The organism is Flavobacterium sp. JLP (assembly GCF_015350755.1).
GTDB lineage: Bacteria > Bacteroidota > Bacteroidia > Flavobacteriales > Flavobacteriaceae > Flavobacterium.
Genome location: NZ_JADKPS010000001.1, coordinates 661,619 through 679,945 on the forward strand (window position 1 = coordinate 661,619; position 18,327 = coordinate 679,945).

16 protein-coding genes are annotated in these 18,327 nt (G+C 32.5%); 14 read left to right on the forward strand and 2 right to left on the reverse strand.

The window, feature by feature from the left end; genetic code table 11:
- The first annotated feature begins 19 nt into the window (after window positions 1-19).
- The 7 genes from rsfS to IRZ83_RS03030 all read left to right on the forward strand — a co-directional run bounded on the left by rsfS (window position 20) and on the right by IRZ83_RS03030 (window position 5,647).
- Window positions 20-391: a ribosome silencing factor gene (gene rsfS, locus IRZ83_RS03000; RefSeq protein ID WP_007809313.1), complete on the forward strand. Its 372-nt coding sequence runs from the start codon at window positions 20-22 to the stop codon at window positions 389-391.
- Between the two features lie 15 nt (window positions 392-406).
- Window positions 407-2,332 (forward strand): ATP-dependent zinc metalloprotease FtsH, encoded by a 1,926-nt coding sequence (ftsH, locus tag IRZ83_RS03005; RefSeq protein ID WP_029269414.1) that lies wholly within the window; start codon window positions 407-409, stop codon window positions 2,330-2,332.
- 113 nt (window positions 2,333-2,445) lie between these two features.
- Window positions 2,446-3,054 carry a lactate utilization protein B/C gene (locus tag IRZ83_RS03010; RefSeq protein WP_029269412.1) on the forward strand — a complete coding sequence of 203 codons (609 nt, stop codon included), beginning with the start codon at window positions 2,446-2,448 and terminating at the stop codon, window positions 3,052-3,054.
- A gap of 1 nt (window position 3,055) precedes the next feature.
- Entirely contained in the window at window positions 3,056-3,946 is an 891-nt protein-coding gene (locus IRZ83_RS03015) for a phosphatidate cytidylyltransferase (RefSeq protein WP_194566760.1), read from the forward strand.
- Entirely contained in the window at window positions 3,936-4,589 is a 654-nt protein-coding gene (locus IRZ83_RS03020; protein ID WP_029269408.1) for a phosphatidylserine decarboxylase family protein, read from the forward strand. The genes IRZ83_RS03015 and IRZ83_RS03020 overlap by 11 nt, the downstream gene beginning before the upstream one ends.
- Window positions 4,590-4,859, forward strand: a complete 270-nt coding sequence (locus IRZ83_RS03025; RefSeq protein WP_026982203.1) for an acyl-CoA-binding protein — start codon at window positions 4,590-4,592, stop codon at window positions 4,857-4,859. It abuts the gene before it with no gap.
- A gap of 8 nt (window positions 4,860-4,867) precedes the next feature.
- Window positions 4,868-5,647 carry a superoxide dismutase gene (locus tag IRZ83_RS03030; protein WP_194566761.1) on the forward strand — a complete coding sequence of 260 codons (780 nt, stop codon included), beginning with the start codon at window positions 4,868-4,870 and terminating at the stop codon, window positions 5,645-5,647.
- A 76-nt stretch (window positions 5,648-5,723) separates the two neighbouring features.
- On the opposite strand, the gene IRZ83_RS03035 is transcribed toward IRZ83_RS03030, so the two are convergent.
- The gene (locus IRZ83_RS03035; protein WP_194566762.1) at window positions 5,724-7,598 is read right to left on the reverse strand and encodes an alpha-amylase family protein; all 1,875 of its coding nucleotides are present in this window, start codon (window positions 7,596-7,598) and stop codon (window positions 5,724-5,726) included.
- A 374-nt stretch (window positions 7,599-7,972) separates the two neighbouring features.
- Here IRZ83_RS03035 and IRZ83_RS03040 point away from each other — a divergent pair, with 374 nt between their 5' ends.
- The 7 genes from IRZ83_RS03040 (at window position 7,973) to IRZ83_RS03070 (ending at window position 16,961) form a co-directional block, all read left to right on the forward strand.
- The gene (locus tag IRZ83_RS03040) at window positions 7,973-9,643 is read left to right on the forward strand and encodes an OstA-like protein (RefSeq protein ID WP_410505336.1); all 1,671 of its coding nucleotides are present in this window, start codon (window positions 7,973-7,975) and stop codon (window positions 9,641-9,643) included.
- Window positions 9,644-9,718: 75 nt separating this feature from the next.
- A complete protein-coding gene (locus IRZ83_RS03045) occupies window positions 9,719-10,906 on the forward strand; it encodes an aspartate aminotransferase family protein (RefSeq protein WP_194566763.1) in 1,188 nt (395 codons plus the stop codon).
- Between the two features lie 183 nt (window positions 10,907-11,089).
- A complete protein-coding gene (locus tag IRZ83_RS03050; RefSeq protein ID WP_194566764.1) occupies window positions 11,090-12,487 on the forward strand; it encodes a tetratricopeptide repeat protein in 1,398 nt (465 codons plus the stop codon).
- A complete protein-coding gene (locus IRZ83_RS03055) occupies window positions 12,487-13,236 on the forward strand; it encodes a shikimate dehydrogenase family protein (RefSeq protein WP_029269397.1) in 750 nt (249 codons plus the stop codon). Before IRZ83_RS03050 ends, IRZ83_RS03055 begins: the two co-directional genes overlap by 1 nt.
- A 67-nt stretch (window positions 13,237-13,303) precedes the next feature.
- On the forward strand, window positions 13,304-14,047 hold the full coding sequence (locus tag IRZ83_RS03060) for a lipid A phosphoethanolamine transferase (RefSeq protein WP_194566765.1): 744 nt from the start codon (window positions 13,304-13,306) through the stop codon (window positions 14,045-14,047).
- Between the two features lie 245 nt (window positions 14,048-14,292).
- The gene (locus tag IRZ83_RS03065; RefSeq protein WP_194566767.1) at window positions 14,293-16,293 is read left to right on the forward strand and encodes a DUF349 domain-containing protein; all 2,001 of its coding nucleotides are present in this window, start codon (window positions 14,293-14,295) and stop codon (window positions 16,291-16,293) included.
- A gap of 248 nt (window positions 16,294-16,541) precedes the next feature.
- The gene (locus IRZ83_RS03070; RefSeq protein ID WP_029269391.1) at window positions 16,542-16,961 is read left to right on the forward strand and encodes an OsmC family protein; all 420 of its coding nucleotides are present in this window, start codon (window positions 16,542-16,544) and stop codon (window positions 16,959-16,961) included.
- 75 nt (window positions 16,962-17,036) lie between these two features.
- Here IRZ83_RS03070 and IRZ83_RS03075 read toward each other — a convergent pair whose 3' ends face one another.
- Window positions 17,037-18,308, reverse strand: coding sequence for a tetratricopeptide repeat protein (locus IRZ83_RS03075; protein ID WP_194566769.1), 1,272 nt, complete (start codon window positions 18,306-18,308; stop codon window positions 17,037-17,039).
- Window positions 18,309-18,327: the final 19 nt, after the last annotated feature.

Consider the following 18,327-nt stretch of genomic DNA (forward strand, 5'->3'; position numbering starts at 1 on the left):
AATTCATATAAAATAATTCATGGCGAAAAAGACTATTAATAATGATGTTCTACTGGCGAACATAATCAAAGGGATTGAAGAGGTAAAAGGAAATGATATAGATATTCTTGACTTAAGAGAAATAGACACGGCTGTTTGTGACTATTTTGTCATTTGCAACGGAAGCTCAAATACCCAAGTTAACGCCATTGTAAACTCAATTCAAAAAACAGTATCTAAAGACTTAAAAGATAAACCTTGGCACGTAGAAGGAACCGATAACGCGGAATGGGTTCTTATGGATTATGTGCATATCGTGGTACATGTTTTCCAGAAACACATACGTGAATACTATAATATCGAAAGCCTTTGGGGGGACGCCAAAATAACTACAATCGAAAACAAATACTAAAGAAAATTTTTTCTAATGGCTAAAGATAATAATCCAAATCCGAGTAAATTTAAAATAAGTCCTTGGTTAATATACACCGCAATACTTTTAGTTTTTTTATTTATAAGTTTTGCAACAGGAGGATCTAATTTAAGCGAACCTGCTCAATTGACTTCTTCTAAATTCAATGTTTTACTAGAAAAAGGACAAATTGAAAAAGTGATCGTTTATAATAAAGCTGAAGCTGAAGTATATTTAACTGCTGCAGCTCTTAAAGACGCAGCTAATAAAAAAGTATCTAAAGATATATTTGAAAGACCAAACAAAGGTCCTCACTATACTTTAGAAATTGGTAACGACCAAATTTTTCAAACAAAATTAGAAAAAGCAGTTGGCGAAGGCAAACTGAAAGATTTTAATTTCTTGCAAAAAAACAATTGGAGCGATATTTTAATCAGCTTGCTTCCAATCATCATCATTATTGGTGTATGGATTTTCATTATGCGTAAAATGTCAGGCGGCGCTGGTGGCGGAGGCGGACAAATTTTCAATATTGGAAAATCGAAAGCGAAATTGTTTGATGAAAAAACAGATATCAAAACTACATTTAAGGACGTAGCAGGTTTAGAAGGTGCAAAAGAGGAAATACAAGAAATTGTAGAATTCCTTAAAAACCCTGAAAAATATACTAATCTTGGAGGTAAAATTCCAAAAGGAGCATTACTTGTAGGACCTCCGGGAACTGGTAAAACTTTATTAGCTAAAGCCGTTGCAGGCGAAGCTCAAGTTCCATTCTTCTCTTTATCAGGTTCTGATTTCGTAGAAATGTTTGTAGGAGTTGGTGCATCTCGTGTACGTGATTTATTTAAGCAAGCTAAAGAAAAATCTCCTGCTATCATTTTTATTGATGAAATCGACGCTGTTGGTAGAGCAAGAGGAAAAAGCAATATGTCAGGCGGAAACGACGAAAGAGAAAATACTCTGAATCAATTATTGACAGAAATGGATGGTTTTGGTACAAACTCTAACGTAATTGTATTAGCCGCAACAAACAGAGCTGATGTTCTTGATAAAGCCTTAATGCGTGCTGGACGTTTTGACAGACAAATTTTTGTTGACTTGCCAGACATTCGCGAAAGAGCTGAAATCTTTAAAGTTCACTTGGCTCCTATCAAAAAAATTGAAGGTCTTGATTTAGATTTCTTAGCAAAACAAACTCCAGGTTTCTCTGGTGCTGATATTGCTAATGTTTGTAACGAAGCTGCATTAATCGCTGCTCGTAACAATAAAACAGCAGTTGACAGACAAGACTTCTTAGATGCCGTTGACAGAATTATTGGTGGTTTAGAAAAGAAAAATAAAATCATTACTCCAGAAGAGAAACGAGCAATTGCTATTCACGAAGCTGGACATGCTACTGTAAGCTGGATGTTAGAACATGCTGCACCACTTATTAAAGTAACTATTGTTCCTCGTGGACAAAGTTTAGGAGCTGCTTGGTACCTGCCAGAAGAAAGACAAATCGTTAGAACAGATCAAATGCTAGACGAAATGTGTGCTACTATGGGCGGAAGAGCAGCAGAAAAAGTGACTTTTGACAGAATATCAACTGGTGCTTTAAGCGATTTAGAAAAAGTTACGCGTCAGGCTCGTGCTATGGTTACCATTTATGGTTTGAACGATAAAATCGGAAATGTCACTTATTACGATTCAACTGGACAAAGCGAATACAATTTCTCTAAACCGTATTCTGACGAAACTGCGAAAGTTATTGACAAAGAAATTTCAGAATTAATTGAAGGTCAATACCAAAGAGCAATTCAAATTTTAGAAGAAAACAAAGACAAGTTAAATCAGCTTGCTAATATCTTAATAGAAAAAGAAGTAATCTTTAAAGATGACTTAGAAACAATTTTCGGAAAACGTACTTTTGATAAAAATCTAGAAGAAGTGGTTTCGTAGATTATTCAGAAATATGCAATATTTTTTAAAATCTTAATTCAAAATAGCCTTTTGAATTAAGATTTTTTTATCTTTGAACGTTTTCAATTAACATGTAAAGTATTTCATATAAAATGAGTTTTTTCAAAAAAATATTTGGTTCTAGCAATACCGCATCTGATGAAGAAAGTGAAAGCGAATACGGAGGAGGTAATTCTGTTCCTAACAGTCATTTATCAATAGACGAACAATTCATTTTTAATTTTAAGAAAAATGGCGGTAAATTTTTGTATTGTGAAAACAAGCAAGAAGTTGCAGAACAATTTGAAAATATTTTAGAAGAAAACGATTGGTTCGAAAATGAAGTTTTATGTTATGAACCAGGACTTTTTCATTTATTAGAAGAAAACAAATTAATTTACATCTCGCCAAGAAACCCTAAATTTTTATTAGCTTCTTGTGAAAATCTGATTGCCGATGAAGGTTCTATTTTGTTTTCGTCAAAACAAATCAGACAAGATAAACCAAACGAGTTACCTGCAAATATTGTTATAATAGCTACAACAAGTCAAATTCTATCGATAAAAAGTGATGGTTTGAGCGCTATTAAACGCAAGTATGAAAGAGACTATCCAACTAACATTACCACAATAAAATATTTCGAAAAAGCAAAAGAGGAAGATTTTACACAATACGGAAGCGTTGCTAAAAATCTATATTTATTGCTTTTAGAAGATCTTTAAGATGAATGAAACACTCAAGAGAACCATTTCTGGTGCTGTTTATATCGCTTTACTTTTAACTTCAATTCTGTTTTCAACCGAAAGCTTTATTATTCTTTTTGGTCTTTTTTTAATTATTACAATTTATGAATTTTCCAATTTAGTAAATCTTAATAAAATCTTTTCGATTTTATTTGGAACTACTTTATACGCAGTTATTGTATTAATCAGTCATTATAATAAACAAACAACCGCATATCTAAATAGTTTATTTAATTCAAATTTAGATCTTGAAACCAACATTCAAGAATTGAATATAGTTCTTCTGGCTGTTACTATTGTCATATCAATCAAATGTATTTTATTTTTATTCTACGACTCTGTTCAAAAAATAAGTATTTCATCTAAATATCTTTATCTATTAGGATATATTACACTTCCTTTTATTTTTATAATAAAAATTTCTTTTGGTACTAATGATTATAATCCTAAAATTATTTTGGGATTATTTATCTTAATCTGGACAAATGACACATTTGCTTATCTAGTTGGAAAATCGATAGGGAAACATAAGTTATTTGAGCGTGTTTCTCCTAAAAAAACTATTGAAGGTTTCTTAGGAGGAGCTATTTTTGCTGCCTTTGCCGGATTTTTAATTTCAAAATTATATATTCAGCCTAAACCTGAATTTAGCGGTAAATCAATCTTAATCTGGATGATTATTGCTCTAATTGTTAGTGTTTTTGGCACGATCGGAGATTTGATCGAATCAAAATTTAAAAGAATTGCTGGCGTCAAAGACAGCGGTTCTATAATGCCTGGACATGGAGGTATCTTAGATCGACTAGATAGTGTTATATTTGTAGCACCAATTATATTTTTATTTTATCAAATTTTATATTATGTTTCATAAAGAAGGAGGACCATCCATTTTATTAGGTACTGTTTTTGCCGTTGCTGTACTTTTAATAGCTGAGAAATTCATTGATATCAATTGGCTTAGAATTCTAGTTCAACTAGCTGGATTAGCTGTATTGATTATTATTTTGCAATTTTTTAGAAATCCAAAAAGAATTGCAATCAGAAACAGCGATCATATTCTTGCTCCAGTTGATGGAAAAGTTGTCGTTATTGAAGAAGTTTATGAAGGTGAATTTTTTAAAGACAAACGTTTACAGGTTTCTATTTTTATGTCACCAATAAACGTACACGTTACGCGTTATGCTATGGACGGTATTATCAAATTTAGCAAATATCATCCGGGTAAGTTTTTAGTAGCTTGGCATCCAAAAGCAAGCGAAGAAAATGAAAGAACAACCGTTGTTATTGAAAATGAAACATTCGGACAGATATTATACAGACAAATTGCTGGTGCTTTAGCGCGCAGAATTGTAAACTATGCACAAGAAGGAATGCAAGTTGTTCAAGGTACTGATGCAGGTTTTATTAAATTTGGTTCAAGAGTAGATTTATTTTTACCTTTAGGTACTCAAATAAATGTAGAACTAAACCAAAAAGCAATCGGCGGAAAAACCATTATTGCTACAAAAGCTTAAATGACCGAAAAAGATTTAGATACTCGTTTTTCAGAGGCAGTAGAAATTGCTTTGAAAATGACTCAAGCCTCGCTGCCACAAGATGTGCAGTTAAGACTTTATGCGTACTACAAACAGGCAACTTTTGGAACAGCAGTCTATAATCAATCTGAAAATTTTGACTTGAGAGATGCTTTTAAAACAAACGCATGGATGCAGATTAGCCATATCTCAATTGATGAAGCAAAAGAAAATTATATCGAAATAATTAATTCACTAACATCAAAATAAATAATATTATGAAGAAAAACATTACTCGCTTTTGCCTTTTGACTTCATTCTTAGTATTATTTTCTTGTAATGACAACAAGCTGACCGAGGTCGTAGAAGTTCCTTTACCCACAAAGGAGGAAAAAATAACAATAGGCTCACCTGATGATGTAAAAGCAGAGCCTGGCTCATTTGGACTTACCAAATTGCCATTTGCTTATGATGGCCTAGCACCCGATATTCGTTCGCTTACTTTAGAAACACATTATTCTAAGCATTACGTAACGTATACAAATAATTTAAACAAAGAAATTGTTTCTACTGAATACGAAAATATGCCTATTGAAGACATTCTGAAAAAGTTAGATTTAAATAATGCTAAACTTCGTCAAAATGCTGGAGGCTATTTTAATCATACGCTGTACTTCAATATTTTGACACCTAAGGAGCAGTCTCCAAAAGATACTTTGGCGGGTTCAATAAACAAAGAATTTGGCTCTTTCAACAATCTTACGAATCAATTTAAAGGTCAGGCTACTAAACAATTTGGATCAGGCTGGGTTTGGTTAGTAGTTGATAAGCTTGGAAAACTTCAAGTTACTACAACTGATAATCAAGACAATCCTTTGATGAAAAATGCTCTGATTCCAGGAACTCCAATTTTAGGTATCGATTTATGGGAACATGCTTATTATTTAGATTATCAAAATAGAAAAGGAAGTTATATTGATGCTTTTTACAAACATATTAATTGGGAGAAAGCAAATGAAAACTACAAAGAGGCTTTGAAGAAAGTCAAAAAAGTATAAAAACAAAAAAGCTGATACAAATTAGGTATCAGCTTTTTTGTTTAAAGAAATTTTACCCTCCATTCGAAGTCATAAACTATTTCAATTCATATATAAATGATTCTGAAGGCAATAGTTTAATTTTTGCTTCTCCTTCTCCATTTTCTACTTTTAATTGAACTAAACTCTTTTTATACAATTGATCTGCAAGTTGATATTCTCCATCTTTCAAATTCCACTTTGAGATTATATCAGATGGAATTTTTAAATTAAATTCACTTGTTTTTTCAGAAGAAAAATTAGCGATAATAATTAATTTTTGATTATCCGACCAGCGTACGTAAGAATAAATTAAATCATCATATCCTTGATTGTTTTGACGATTTACAGATTGAATTTCCTGAAAACCTCCCATCAAGGCTGTGCTATTGATCGAAAAATTTAGTAGTCGCTTATAGAAATCACGAAGATTCTTTTCTGAATCAGATAATTTTCCGCCATCAAATTTACCGTCATTCATCCATCGCTGATGATTTGGAACACCAATATAATCAAAAATAGAAGTTCTCGAATGGGTTCCAAAACCAGCGTTTTCATTTCCAGCCTCTCCTACTTCTTGTCCAAAATAAACCATTGTCGGTGAAGTACTGATAGTTGTAGAAACTACCATTAAAGGTTTGCCGCGTTCTGGAGTTCCTGCAAATTCAGGACTTGCCAAACGCTGTTCATCATGATTATCTAAAAAATGAAGCATATGATGTTCGATGTCAGACATTCTTTTTTGAATATCAGATAATCCGTCTGGAGAAGATTTTCCGCGAATAATATCTTTAAGCTTATCATACGTTTCTACTTTGTCATATAAATAATCCATTTTTCCAAAATGAATATAATTTCGATATTCATTCGGATTATAAACTTCGGCTAATAAAAAAGCATTCGGGTTTTTCATTTTAATAGCTGAATTCATATAGCTCCAAAATTCATACGGAACCATTTCTGCCATATCATAACGAAAACCGTCGACTCCTTTAGCAGTCCAATATAAAGCGATTGATTTGAATTTCTTCCAAGAACTAGGAACATCTTTATCTTGCCAAAATGCAAAATGTTCTTGATATGATTTTTGATCAAATCCAGCAGGAAGCTCAGGAAAATCTTTAGAACCATCCGGGCGAATTCCGTAATTTACTTTTACGGTTTCGTACCAGTCATTTTGGTCTGGTTTCGCTTTACGAGATCCGTTCCCTGTCCATTTTGCAGGGTTTTCATCAAACTTACCGTCAACTAGAGGATTTTTTTCGCCATTTAATGGAACGTTGCCATCTGGAATTTCAAAATGTGTGTTGGGAATATAATAAAAGTTATTATCCCTTTTATACTCAACATTTACATCGTCATCAGCACCAAAATCTCGGACGCCTTCCGGATTGTTTTTTCCTTCATATTTTCGAGCGATATGATTCGGAACAATATCAATAATTACTTTCAAACCCGCTTTGTGTGTGCGGACAATCAAATCTTCAAATTCCTGAAGCCTATTTTCCGGATTTACTGCCAAATCTGGATTTACATTATAATAATCTTTCACTGCATAAGGAGATCCAGCACGGCCTTTTACTACTTCTGGATCATCATTTGAAATTCCATAGACAGTATAATCGCGCACTAATGCATGGTGCGGCACTCCAGTGTACCAAATATAGGTAACACCTAAATCTTTAATTTCATGAAGCGCTTTATCTGTAAAATCATTAAATTTTCCAACTCCATTTTCTTCGATTGTTCCCCAAGGTTTATTGGTTGCATTTTTATTTCCAAACAAACGTGTAAAAACCTGATATACTACAATTTTCTTATCCGTGACACTTTCTTCCTTAGGCGCATTATTCATTCTTAAATCTTGGGTTTTACAGGCCGAAAAAAGCAGTGTTGCACCAATTCCAGCAATAATAAATTTATTATTTATCATATTATTTTTATAATTTAAGATTTTAAAATTGATTCATAATTCTAAAACTATTTTCTAAATTTAGTTTAATTTTTAAAATTCGGGCAAAAGTCAATTCGTTTTATTATTAAATCATTCGAAAAATGCCAACTACAACGTGAGAGTTACGGGTTTTGTTGATAATTAAGAAGAAATTCAAAGGAACAAGGGTATCATTGCTTAAATCAATTCTCAAGTCGATTTTTTTTAAGGTTTAAAGAATCCATGATCAAAAAAAAAACTTTGAACCTCTGTACCTCTGAACCTTTGTACCTTAAAAAGAAACATTATAAATTAATCCTAATAACAATATAAGGTTGTATCCTTTTTCATAAATTTGACAAAAATTTAATCAATTGAAGAAATCACTCTTTTTCATATTTTCTTGTCTGCTTTTCTTAAGCGTACAAACCATTTTTGCCCAAGCACCAAAAAAAATCATTATAGAACACTCTGATTTCTTAGATGTTGATCAAGCAACAGCGCCTGATGCCGTTTTGCTTACCGGAAATGTGAAAGTAAATCATGACGGAGTTGTACTAACTTGCAACAAAGCATATTTTTTTCAGAAAGAAAACTATCTTAAAGCCTTTGGAAATGTGCAATTAGTACAGGGTGATACCTTGTTTTTAAATAGCAAATATGCAGAATATAACGGAAATGTAAAAAAAGCATTTGCAACCGGCGATGCTGTTATGACTTCTCCAGATGCGACTTTACAAACAGATACAATTAATTTTGACCGAAATGTACAGCAGGTTTTTTACAATACAAAAGGAACTATTGTTAATAAAGATAATACACTTGTAAGCAAATCAGGGCGGTATTTTGTTGCAGAAAAGAAGTTTCAGTTTTTGACTGAAGTAACCCTAACAAATCCTAAATATGTTGTAAAATCAAATCATTTGGATTATTACAGTAATTCTGGACATACTTATTTGCTCGGTCCTTCTACCATTACGAGCAAAGCCAATTATATTTATACAGAAAAAGGCTTTTACGATACGAAAAAAAACTTAGCTCATTTTTTACGGAAATCATACATCAGATATGATGACAGGCTAATTGAAGGCGATAGTTTATATTATAATCGAAATATAGAATTTGCGTCGGCAACTCGAAATGTAAAAATCACAGATTCAATCAATCGCGGTATTGTTAAAGGACATTACGCAGAAGTTTACAAACTAAAAGATTCGATGTTTGTCACTAAAAGAGCTGTAGCAGTGAACCTTGTTGAGAATGATTCTGTTTACATTCATGGACAAAAGTTAATGGTTACCGGAAAAGAAGGCGAAAGAATTTTAAGAGCTTATAAAAATGTTCGGTTTTTCAAGACCGATATGAGCGGTAAATGCGATTCGATTCACTCAAATTCAAAAACTGCCTTGACAAAACTGATTGGAAATCCGATTTTATGGAACGGCGACAATCAGATTACCGGCGATGTTATACATTTGATTGGCGATAACAACACCAAAAAATTAGATTCGCTAAAAGTGCTCAATAATACATTTCTCGTTTCGCGGGATACGCTCGGAACAGGATTTAATCAAGTTAAAGGACTGAATTTATTTGGGAAATTTAGAGACGGAAAACTGCATGACGTTGATGTAATCAAAAACACCGAAGTCATTTATTATATGTGGAATGACGCCAATGAGCTTATCGGAATTAATAAAAATGTCAGCAGTAAGATCAATTTGATTCTGGAAAATAATGCCGTAGAAACCATTACCTTTTTTAATAAAGTTGATGGAGATATTTATCCAGAAGCCGATTTGCCTGAAAATGCGAGAAAGTTAAGAGGTCTTGTCTGGCGCGGTGATGAAAGAATAAAATCGAAAGATGATATTTTTAGTGCTGAGGATAATGAAATGAATGATAAGCTAATAAAAGAAGGCAAAGACGAAGAAGCAAAGGAAAACGTCCCTATGAAAGTAAGGAAGGAAACGCGCGATTACGACAAAAAGAAACCGGCAGTAAAAGCGACTACAGCGAAAGCAAATACAAAGACTAAAAAATAGTTTTCAGTCGCAGTTTTTCAGTTTTAGACTGGGACCGAAAACTGAGACAATGAACTAATTTAGAATCTCAAAAAAATGAATCCAGATTTTATAAAATATCAAGCACAAACATCTCCTTATCCTTTAGGAATGGAAGTTTCGCATGCCATTGGCTCATATATTTACGATACAAACAAGAAAAAATATTTAGATTTTGTTGCTGGAGTTTCGGCTTGTACGCTAGGACATCAGCATCCGCGAGTAAATCAGGCTATCAAAGATCAGTTAGACAAGTATTCGCATGTAATGGTTTACGGAGAATATTCGCAAAGTCCAGCCGTGCAATATTGTAAATTATTGGCTTCACTCCTGCCCGAATCTTTAAATAAAACATATTTAGTAAATTCAGGAACAGAAGCGATTGAAGGCGCACTGAAGTTAGCGAAAAGAACAACAGGACGCAGCCAGCTTATTTCGTGTCATAACGCTTATCATGGTAACACAATGGGATCTATGAGTGTTATGGGATTCGAAGAACGAAAACAAGCTTTCCGTCCTTTGCTTCCAGATGTTGATTTTATCACTTTTAATAACGAAGAAGATTTACAAAAAATAACGACTAGAACAGCCGCTATTTTATTAGAAACCATTCAAGGAGGCGCCGGATTTATTCAGCCTCATGATAATTTTCTTCAGAAAGTCCGTAAGCGCTGTGATGAAGTTGGAGCCATGATGATTGTTGATGAAATTCAGCCAGGTTTCGGTAGAACTGGAAAACTTTTTGGGTTTCAAAATTACGATGTAGTTCCTGATATTGTGGTCATGGGTAAAGGAATGGGTGGCGGAATGCCGGTTGGTGCTTTTACTGCTGCTGCAGAAAAAATGGACCTACTGACCGAAAATCCTAAGTTGGGCCATATCACCACTTTTGGAGGTCATCCTGTCATTGCGTCAGCTTGTTTAGCTACTTTGCAAGAATTAACTGAAACAAATTTAATGGCAGAAACTTTAGAGAAGGAAAAACTCTTCAGATCTCTTTTGGTACACCCTTTGATAAAGGAAGTTAGAGGAAAAGGATTAATGCTTGCCGCCATGACAGAAACTGCTGAAATAACAAATCATGTTATTTTGAACTGTCAGGAAAAAGGGCTTATTTTATTCTGGCTGCTGTTTGAAGGTTGCGCTATTAGAATAACACCGCCATTAACCGTTTCTGAAGAAGAAATAAAAGAAGGATGCGCAATAATTTTAAGCGTAATGGATGAAATCATGAAGCAGGAATAAAGCCTAATAAATTAGAATATTAATTAAATTAATCTTTTACAAATCAAAAGATTATAACGTAAAACAGAATGAAAATTCTGTCCATATTGTTAATTAAATTGTTCAAAACAATTAATTTCCTTACCTCACAACAAGAATATGGTTGCCTAAATTTATAACAGGCTAATTTCAAATAAAGACAGTATGCAATTAAGCAACGAAGAAGAAGATTATAACCTATCCTTATCCAAATTTGAGTCGATGTTGAAAACCAACAAAGTACTCTTTTTTGATTCTGAAGAATTTGAAGAAATAATTCTTCATTATTTAGATATAGGCAAGGCTAATTTAGCAAAAAAGGCCTTGAAACTTGCATTAGACCAACACCCAAAATCTACGGGCTTAAAATTAGTACAAGTAGAAATGTTGGTTTACGACGACAAACTAGAGATCGCCGAAAAGCTCTTAAATGAGTTATATGCAATCGAACCTAACAACGAGGAAATTTACATCCAGAAAGCCAATATTTGTTCTAAAAGAGATCAACACGAAAAAGCGGTAGAATTGCTTAAAATTGCTTTGCAATATACTGACGACTACGCTGATGTGTACAACTTGATTGGAATGGAATATCTTTTTATGGATAACCTTGAGATGGCGAAAGACAGTTTTATCAAATGTCTTGAAGAAGATTTAGAAGATCAATCTGCCTTATATAACGTAGTGTATTGTTTTGAATTTTTAGATCAAAACCAAGAAGCTATTCTATATCTTAACGATTATATTAATAAAAACCCATACAGCGAAATTGCCTGGCATCAGCTTGGGCGCTTGCATTATGGCGTAAAAGAATACGAAAACGCGATTCGTGCTTTTGATTATGCAACCCTGATTGACGAAGAATTTTTGGGTGCTTTCATGGAAAAAGCAAAAGCTTACGAACGTCTTAAAAAATACAATGAAGCTATTGAAAGCTACAACAGAACAATCGAACTTGACGATGCAACTTCTTATGCATTATTGCGTATTGGAAAATGTTATGAAAAGCTAGGGAATTCTGTAAAAGCACTTCAATATTACAATCAAACTGTACATGAAGATCCGCTTTTAGACAAAGGCTGGATTGCCATTACTGACTTTTATGTTCGCCAGAAAAACTTTCAGAAAGCGTTGTTTTTTGTAAATAAAGCATTAGCAATTGACAATCAAAATCGTTTTTATTGGAAGCGTTATGCAACAATCAATAAACAAATGAACTTTTTTGAAGAAGCTGAATTTGGATACAGAAAAGCAGTAGAATTTGGTGATTATGCCTTAGACACTTGGCTGTTCTGGGTAGATATTCTTCAATTTTTAGGAGAATTTGACAGTGCTATTCAAACTTTGCTACAGGCATCAGAATATTTTCCGGAAGAAAACGAAATCGAATACCGTTTAGCTGGATTGTATTTCATGATTCAAGACAACACAAAAGCAAAATTTCACTTAAGCAATGGCTTGCGTTTAAACTTTGACAACTATATCTTAATTGAAGATTTGTTTCCTGTGGTTTGGTCAAAAAAAATGGTAAAAAATTATATTGAAAAACATAGAAAACAATAATGATTGATATTTTAAGAAGGCGTTTTGGCTTATTAGGCCGTAATATAAGTTACTCTTTTTCAAAGGGATATTTTACAGAAAAATTTAGTGACGAAGTTTTTGCAGGCAATAGCTACGAAAATTTCGACATTTCTGAAATAAGTCATTTGAGCGGATTACTTAAAAATAATCCTGATTTAAAGGGTTTAAATGTTACGATTCCGTATAAAGAGCAGGTAATTCCTTACTTAGATAAGCTATCAAAAAAAGCACAACTGATTGGTGCTGTAAATACTATCAAATTTACCAAAAACGGAAAATTGAAAGGCTACAACACTGATTATTATGGTTTCAAAAAATCATTAAAACCGTTGTTAGAACCGCATCATAAAAAAGCACTTATTTTGGGCACAGGCGGCGCATCAAAAGGTGTTGCTTATGCTCTTGAAGAATTAGATATTCCTTATACTTTTGTTTCAAGAGAAGCTAAAGAAAATATTATTGATTATGATTTGATAAACGCCACTACTTTTGATAATTTTCAAATCATAATCAATTGTACACCAGTAGGAACAAGTCCGAATATCGAAGCCTGTCCCAACCTACCTTATGAGTTTTTTACAGAAAAGCACATCGCTTACGACTTAATATACAATCCTGCAGAAACCCAATTTTTAAAAAATGCTAAAGAAAGAGGTGCAACTATAAAAAATGGATATGATATGCTTATTTTTCAAGCCGAAAAAGCTTGGAAAATATGGAATAAATAAAAAAGACTGCTGTACATAAAATCTTAAAGTAATTTTTGTAATTTAGACTGCTCATTTATAGGTAGTTATGAATAAATTTCAATTATTCTTATTCCTTAGTTTTTTAATTACTTTTTCTGCTAAAGGACAAGAAGATAAATCAAACAGTCCTTTTTCAGAACCAAGATACAATTACTTTCTAAAAACAGTTTTGCTTTTTAATGAGTATCTGGATACTGATAATGGCTCCTTCAATACCACACAATTACGATTTCTTCATCCTATTGGTAATGGTGCTTGGAACTTCAGGTTTGATCTTCCATTAATTTCAGCCAATTCAAATTCAGTAAATAAAACCGGAATTGGAGATGTCGGAGCCGGCGTAAGCTATATTCCTTATTTAGAAAAAAGTAATGGAATTGCTTTTCGGCTAAGAATAAATTCTAACTCAGCTGTAGATCCTAGTTTTGGGACCGGAAAATGGGTAGCTATTCCTGCTGTTATTTATGGAAGGTATTTTATGCAGAAACAATTTTTATGGCTTTCTTCATTAGAATATCAAGGAAGTATTGCAGGTTCGAGAAATCGATCAGATGTAAACACTACTGCTTATGAAAATGTGCTTTTACATTTTTTTGGAAAAAACTGGCTAGCAGCTGATGTTGCCTTTAGATATAACAATACATTAGAAGGATTTCAAAATAATGCATTTTTAGAATTTGGCCGAAAGATAACTCCAAACAATCTGGTATACATTCATCCCAGCGTCGCTTTTGGAGGAGAAAAATCATATAATTATGGTTTAGAAGTTGGCGTTTTAATTTTATTTTGATTAATAATTAAAAAATAAATCAATTTTAAATAACGTTTTGCTTCGATATTTCTAAAATTTTTAATAATTCAAAATTTAAATTTACTTCAAAAAAACAGTAAAAAAACCAATATGATAATCTCAAATTAGGGCAAAGAATAAGAATTTCATCGTAAAATAGCGTATAAACAAACGATTTATTTTGTATTTAGAAACACCTTTACTATCTTTCGCACTGTTTAAAATAAAAACCTTACACATTTAAAATGTTAGAAGAAAAGAATGATAACCTGCAAGATGCAGACGGAAAATTAGGAATCGAAATTAGCGATTCTACTCAAGATGATGCAACTGAAACATTACGTTCTGAAGCAGCAGCTGAAAATGTGGGTTCTACTACTGAAAGTGACTTAGAAAACACATCAGAAACTGTTGAAAATGATGAACATAATCATCAGACTGCACTCGATGCCATCACAAATTCTAATGCTGAGGAAAGCGAAGATGAAACGCTAAAAGAGCGCCATGATATTCCTATGCAGGATTATGATACTTTTTCATTAGATGCCTTGGTTGATGAACTTAGAAAACTGATTAATACAGACAAGGTAATGTCTGTAAAAGATCATATTGAAGAAATCAAAAAGTCGTTCTTACTACAATATAATCATTTAATTGAAGAGAAAAAAGAAGAATTTAATGCTTCAAAGCAAGATCCTAACGAAGAATTTGAATATCATTCTCCACTAAAATCTAAATTCGATGAATACTATAATGTGTTTAGAGAAAAAAGAAATGCTCATTTTAAACATTTACAATCCAATTTAAAAACAAATTTAGAGAATCGACTTGCTATAGTTGAGGAATTAAAAGAACTTATAAATCCGCAAGAAAACATCAAAGATACTCTTAAGCATTTTAATGATTTAAGAGAAAGATGGAAAAATGCAGGTGCAATTCCAAAAGACAAATACAACCACGTTTGGAATAATTATCATTTTCACGTAGAAAATTTTTATGATTATTTGCATTTAGACCGTGAAGCCAGAGATTTAGATTTTAAATACAACTTAGATCAAAAGCAAAAAATAATTGCTCGCGTTGAAGAATTGGCAAACGAAACTGACATCAGTAAAGCTTTTCGCGAATTGCAGGATTTACACAGAATATGGAAAGAAGATATTGGGCCTGTTTCTAAAGAACACCGCGATGTTATCTGGAATAAATTTAGTGAATTGACTAAAAAAATTCACGATAAAAGAGAGGTTTTATTTGAAAGCCAAAGAGCAAACGAGCAACAAAATCTTGAAGTTAAAAAAGGAATTATTGCTACAATTGAGGTTTTAGGAACTGAAAAAGTGGGGTCTCATTCGCAATGGCTGGTACAAATTCAGAAAGTAGAAGCACTTAGAAATGAGTTTTTTGCTGCCGGAAAAGTGCCCTCTGAAGTTAATGAAGAAACTTGGGCTGCATTTAAAACGGCTGTTAGAAACTTCAACTCGTTTAAAAACTCGTTTTACAAAGACATTAAAAAAGATCAAAACGACAACTTAAACAAAAAAATGGCTTTGGTTGCAAAAGCTAAAGAATTACAGGAAAGTACAGACTTTGGCGCTACTACTCCAGTTATGAAGCAAATTCAAGAGGAGTGGAAACAAATTGGTCATGTTCCTAAAAAATATTCAGATAAAATCTGGAAAGAATTTAAAGATGCCTGCAACCATTATTTTGATAAATTAAAAGAGCATAAATCTGAAGAAAATGTTGATGAAGTTACTGCTTTTGACAACAAAAAAGCTTATTTAGATGTATTGAGAGCTTATCAATTAACAGGAGATCACAAGACTGACTTAGACGCTATTAAAAAACATATCGAAATCTGGAAAGGTTATGGAAAAGTACCCTTTGCAAGACGTCATATAGAAGGAAAATTCAATAAAATTTTAGATGCTCTTTTTGAAAAATTAAGTTTGAGTAAGAAAGAAACTGAAATGATGCGTTTCTCTAACCGAATTGATTCTTTATCTGACAGCAATGATACACGTAAATTAGATAATGAAAAGATTTTTCTAATGCGCAAAATTGAAGAAGTTCAGAATGAAATTTTTCAGTTAGAAAATAATATTCAGTTTTTTACGAATACTAAAAACGCAAAAAAAGAGAATTCAATTGTTCTTGAAGTCCGCAAAAACATCGCTATTCATAAAGAAAGTCTTGAAGTTTGGAAAGACAAACTGAAACAATTAAGAAACTTAAATCAAGAATAATATTTGAGTTTATATAAGTTATCAAAAGGTGTAATGAAATACTCATTGCACCTTTTTTGTTTCTGGTCTTTTTCTAACTGCAAAGCAAGCAAAGCTTTTATCCCATTTCATTTAATAAAGCCTTAAACTTAACATTCTCCATTAAATTTCATAAAACTATTCTGAAAAATATTGATTATATTTGATAATATGATACCAATTGATAATCAATCAATAAAAATAAATTATTAATTCTAATAACTAGAAAAATGAAATTTACAAGAAAAGCAAACGCCAACTGGCAAGGAACCGGTATGGAGGGAAAAGGAACAATAAGCACACAAAGTACTACTTTAGATAAGGCACAACTATCATTTAAAACGAGATTCGCAGACGGAGTTGGAACAAATCCTGAAGAACTTGTTGCAGCAGCGCATTCAGGATGTTTTACAATGCAGTTGAGCTTTTTATTGAATGAAGCTGGATTTACCGCTGATGATTTAGCTACAGAAGCGACAGTAACTTTTGAAGACGGATCAATTACTTTAATTCATTTAGATCTAAAAGGAAAAGTTCCTTCTATTTCACAAGAAGAATTCGCTGCTACTGCTGCTAAAGCAAAAGAAATCTGCCCGATTTCAAAACTTTTAAATACTACTATTACGCTTACAGCAACTCTAGTTAGCTAGTACAGTAATTTTTGAACATAAAAAAACCATCCCGTAAAACGGGATGGTTTTTTATTTTTAGACTAATAACGAATATTAGTTCATTGTCGCTTTTAAAGCTTTTGCTTCAGCAGTCATTTCTAATGCTTTGTAAACACCTAGCAATGTTTTAGCTACATCTTCATTTTTAGGATCTAACTCATTTGCTTTTTTAAGGTAAGGAATTACACCTTTAAAGACATTTTCTCTTTTTGCTTTTAATTCATCGTAACGCTTCATATCTTTTGCAGAAGTACCCAATTTATTCATCTCGTCAATGATTGGTTTTTCAGCTTCTAATTTTAACGCAGCAAGGTTAAGATAAGCATTTGTGTAATCAGGTTTGATTTCAATAGCTTTTAAGTAGTATTTTTCAGCATCTGCAGGGTTCTTTGCATTTGCACTGATAACTCCAAGATTAAAGATCAAATCAGGATTGTTTGGGTCTTTTTGCAAAGCTTCTCCAACTAATTTTTTGTATTGATCAAAATCTTTAGTTTCAAGATACAAGTTAGCTTCTGTTAAAAGCAAAGAAGTATCTTCTGGGTTCGTTTTTCTTGCATCAGCAATTGCTTTCTTAGCTTCTTCAATTTTTCCTTTTTGAACTAAAATTAGCGCTAAGTTTTTGTAGATTTCTCCTCTTTTAGATGGAATAGCTTCAGTTTTAGGTTTTTCGTGTGTTCCTAATTTTACAGCCAAATCTCTTTCATTTGCAGTATTAAAACCATCTTCGTTACCTGAAATTTTATTTACAGCCGTATAACTGGTACCTTTTCCAGAATAGTTTATTTTTTTCAACTCTTCATACATTGGCAATGCAGTATTGTAATCTTGAGCATTAACAGCCGTAGAAGCTGCATAATACAAATTGATTGTATCTTTTTTGTCTAATGCATAAGCCTCATACAATTTTTTAGCTCCTTCAGAATGTTTGTTAGCCTGAGTATCAGCAATTGCAGAATTAATCAATTTTCCTTTAATTTCAGTAATTGAAGCTGCAGCTTGAGTTGAGTATTTTTGTTTTCCAGATGTTTTTTCAACATCAATTAATGTTTTATAGGTTTCAGCAGCAAGAGATAAGTTTTTACTTTCTTCTACTTTTTTGTTTGCTAAATCTAAATAAGCGTTACCCTTTACAAAATAGTATTGTGCCTGTTCAACATCTTTGGCATTTACTATTAGGTTTTCAGCATCTTTCAATATGGCAATTGCTCCCTGAGCATCTCCACTTTTTAGAGCTTTTTCAGCATTTTTAATCTGATCTTTTTGAGCAAAAGTAGCTACCGAAATCAATAATGCTGACGCTAGTATTACATACTTACTTTTCATAATATTCAATTTGTGTATT

Excerpts from the sequence above, each read along its gene's own strand:
- IRZ83_RS03020 (WP_029269408.1), top strand. The coding sequence starts at position 3,936 with ATGTTTCATAAAGAAGGAGGACCATCCATTTTATTAGGTACTGTTTTT.
- IRZ83_RS03055 (WP_029269397.1), top strand. The coding sequence starts at position 12,487 with ATGATTGATATTTTAAGAAGGCGTTTTGGCTTATTAGGCCGTAATATA.
- IRZ83_RS03050 (WP_194566764.1), top strand. The coding sequence starts at position 11,090 with ATGCAATTAAGCAACGAAGAAGAAGATTATAACCTATCCTTATCCAAA.
- IRZ83_RS03045 (WP_194566763.1), top strand. The coding sequence starts at position 9,719 with ATGAATCCAGATTTTATAAAATATCAAGCACAAACATCTCCTTATCCT.
- IRZ83_RS03065 (WP_194566767.1), top strand. The coding sequence starts at position 14,293 with ATGTTAGAAGAAAAGAATGATAACCTGCAAGATGCAGACGGAAAATTA.
- IRZ83_RS03035 (WP_194566762.1), bottom strand. The coding sequence starts at position 7,598 with ATGATAAATAATAAATTTATTATTGCTGGAATTGGTGCAACACTGCTT.
- IRZ83_RS03025 (WP_026982203.1), top strand. The coding sequence starts at position 4,590 with ATGACCGAAAAAGATTTAGATACTCGTTTTTCAGAGGCAGTAGAAATT.
- IRZ83_RS03010 (WP_029269412.1), top strand. The coding sequence starts at position 2,446 with ATGAGTTTTTTCAAAAAAATATTTGGTTCTAGCAATACCGCATCTGAT.
- IRZ83_RS03070 (WP_029269391.1), top strand. The coding sequence starts at position 16,542 with ATGAAATTTACAAGAAAAGCAAACGCCAACTGGCAAGGAACCGGTATG.
- IRZ83_RS03015 (WP_194566760.1), top strand. The coding sequence starts at position 3,056 with ATGAATGAAACACTCAAGAGAACCATTTCTGGTGCTGTTTATATCGCT.
- rsfS (WP_007809313.1), top strand. The coding sequence starts at position 20 with ATGGCGAAAAAGACTATTAATAATGATGTTCTACTGGCGAACATAATC.
- ftsH (WP_029269414.1), top strand. The coding sequence starts at position 407 with ATGGCTAAAGATAATAATCCAAATCCGAGTAAATTTAAAATAAGTCCT.
- IRZ83_RS03030 (WP_194566761.1), top strand. The coding sequence starts at position 4,868 with ATGAAGAAAAACATTACTCGCTTTTGCCTTTTGACTTCATTCTTAGTA.
- IRZ83_RS03075 (WP_194566769.1), bottom strand. The coding sequence starts at position 18,308 with ATGAAAAGTAAGTATGTAATACTAGCGTCAGCATTATTGATTTCGGTA.
- IRZ83_RS03060 (WP_194566765.1), top strand. The coding sequence starts at position 13,304 with ATGAATAAATTTCAATTATTCTTATTCCTTAGTTTTTTAATTACTTTT.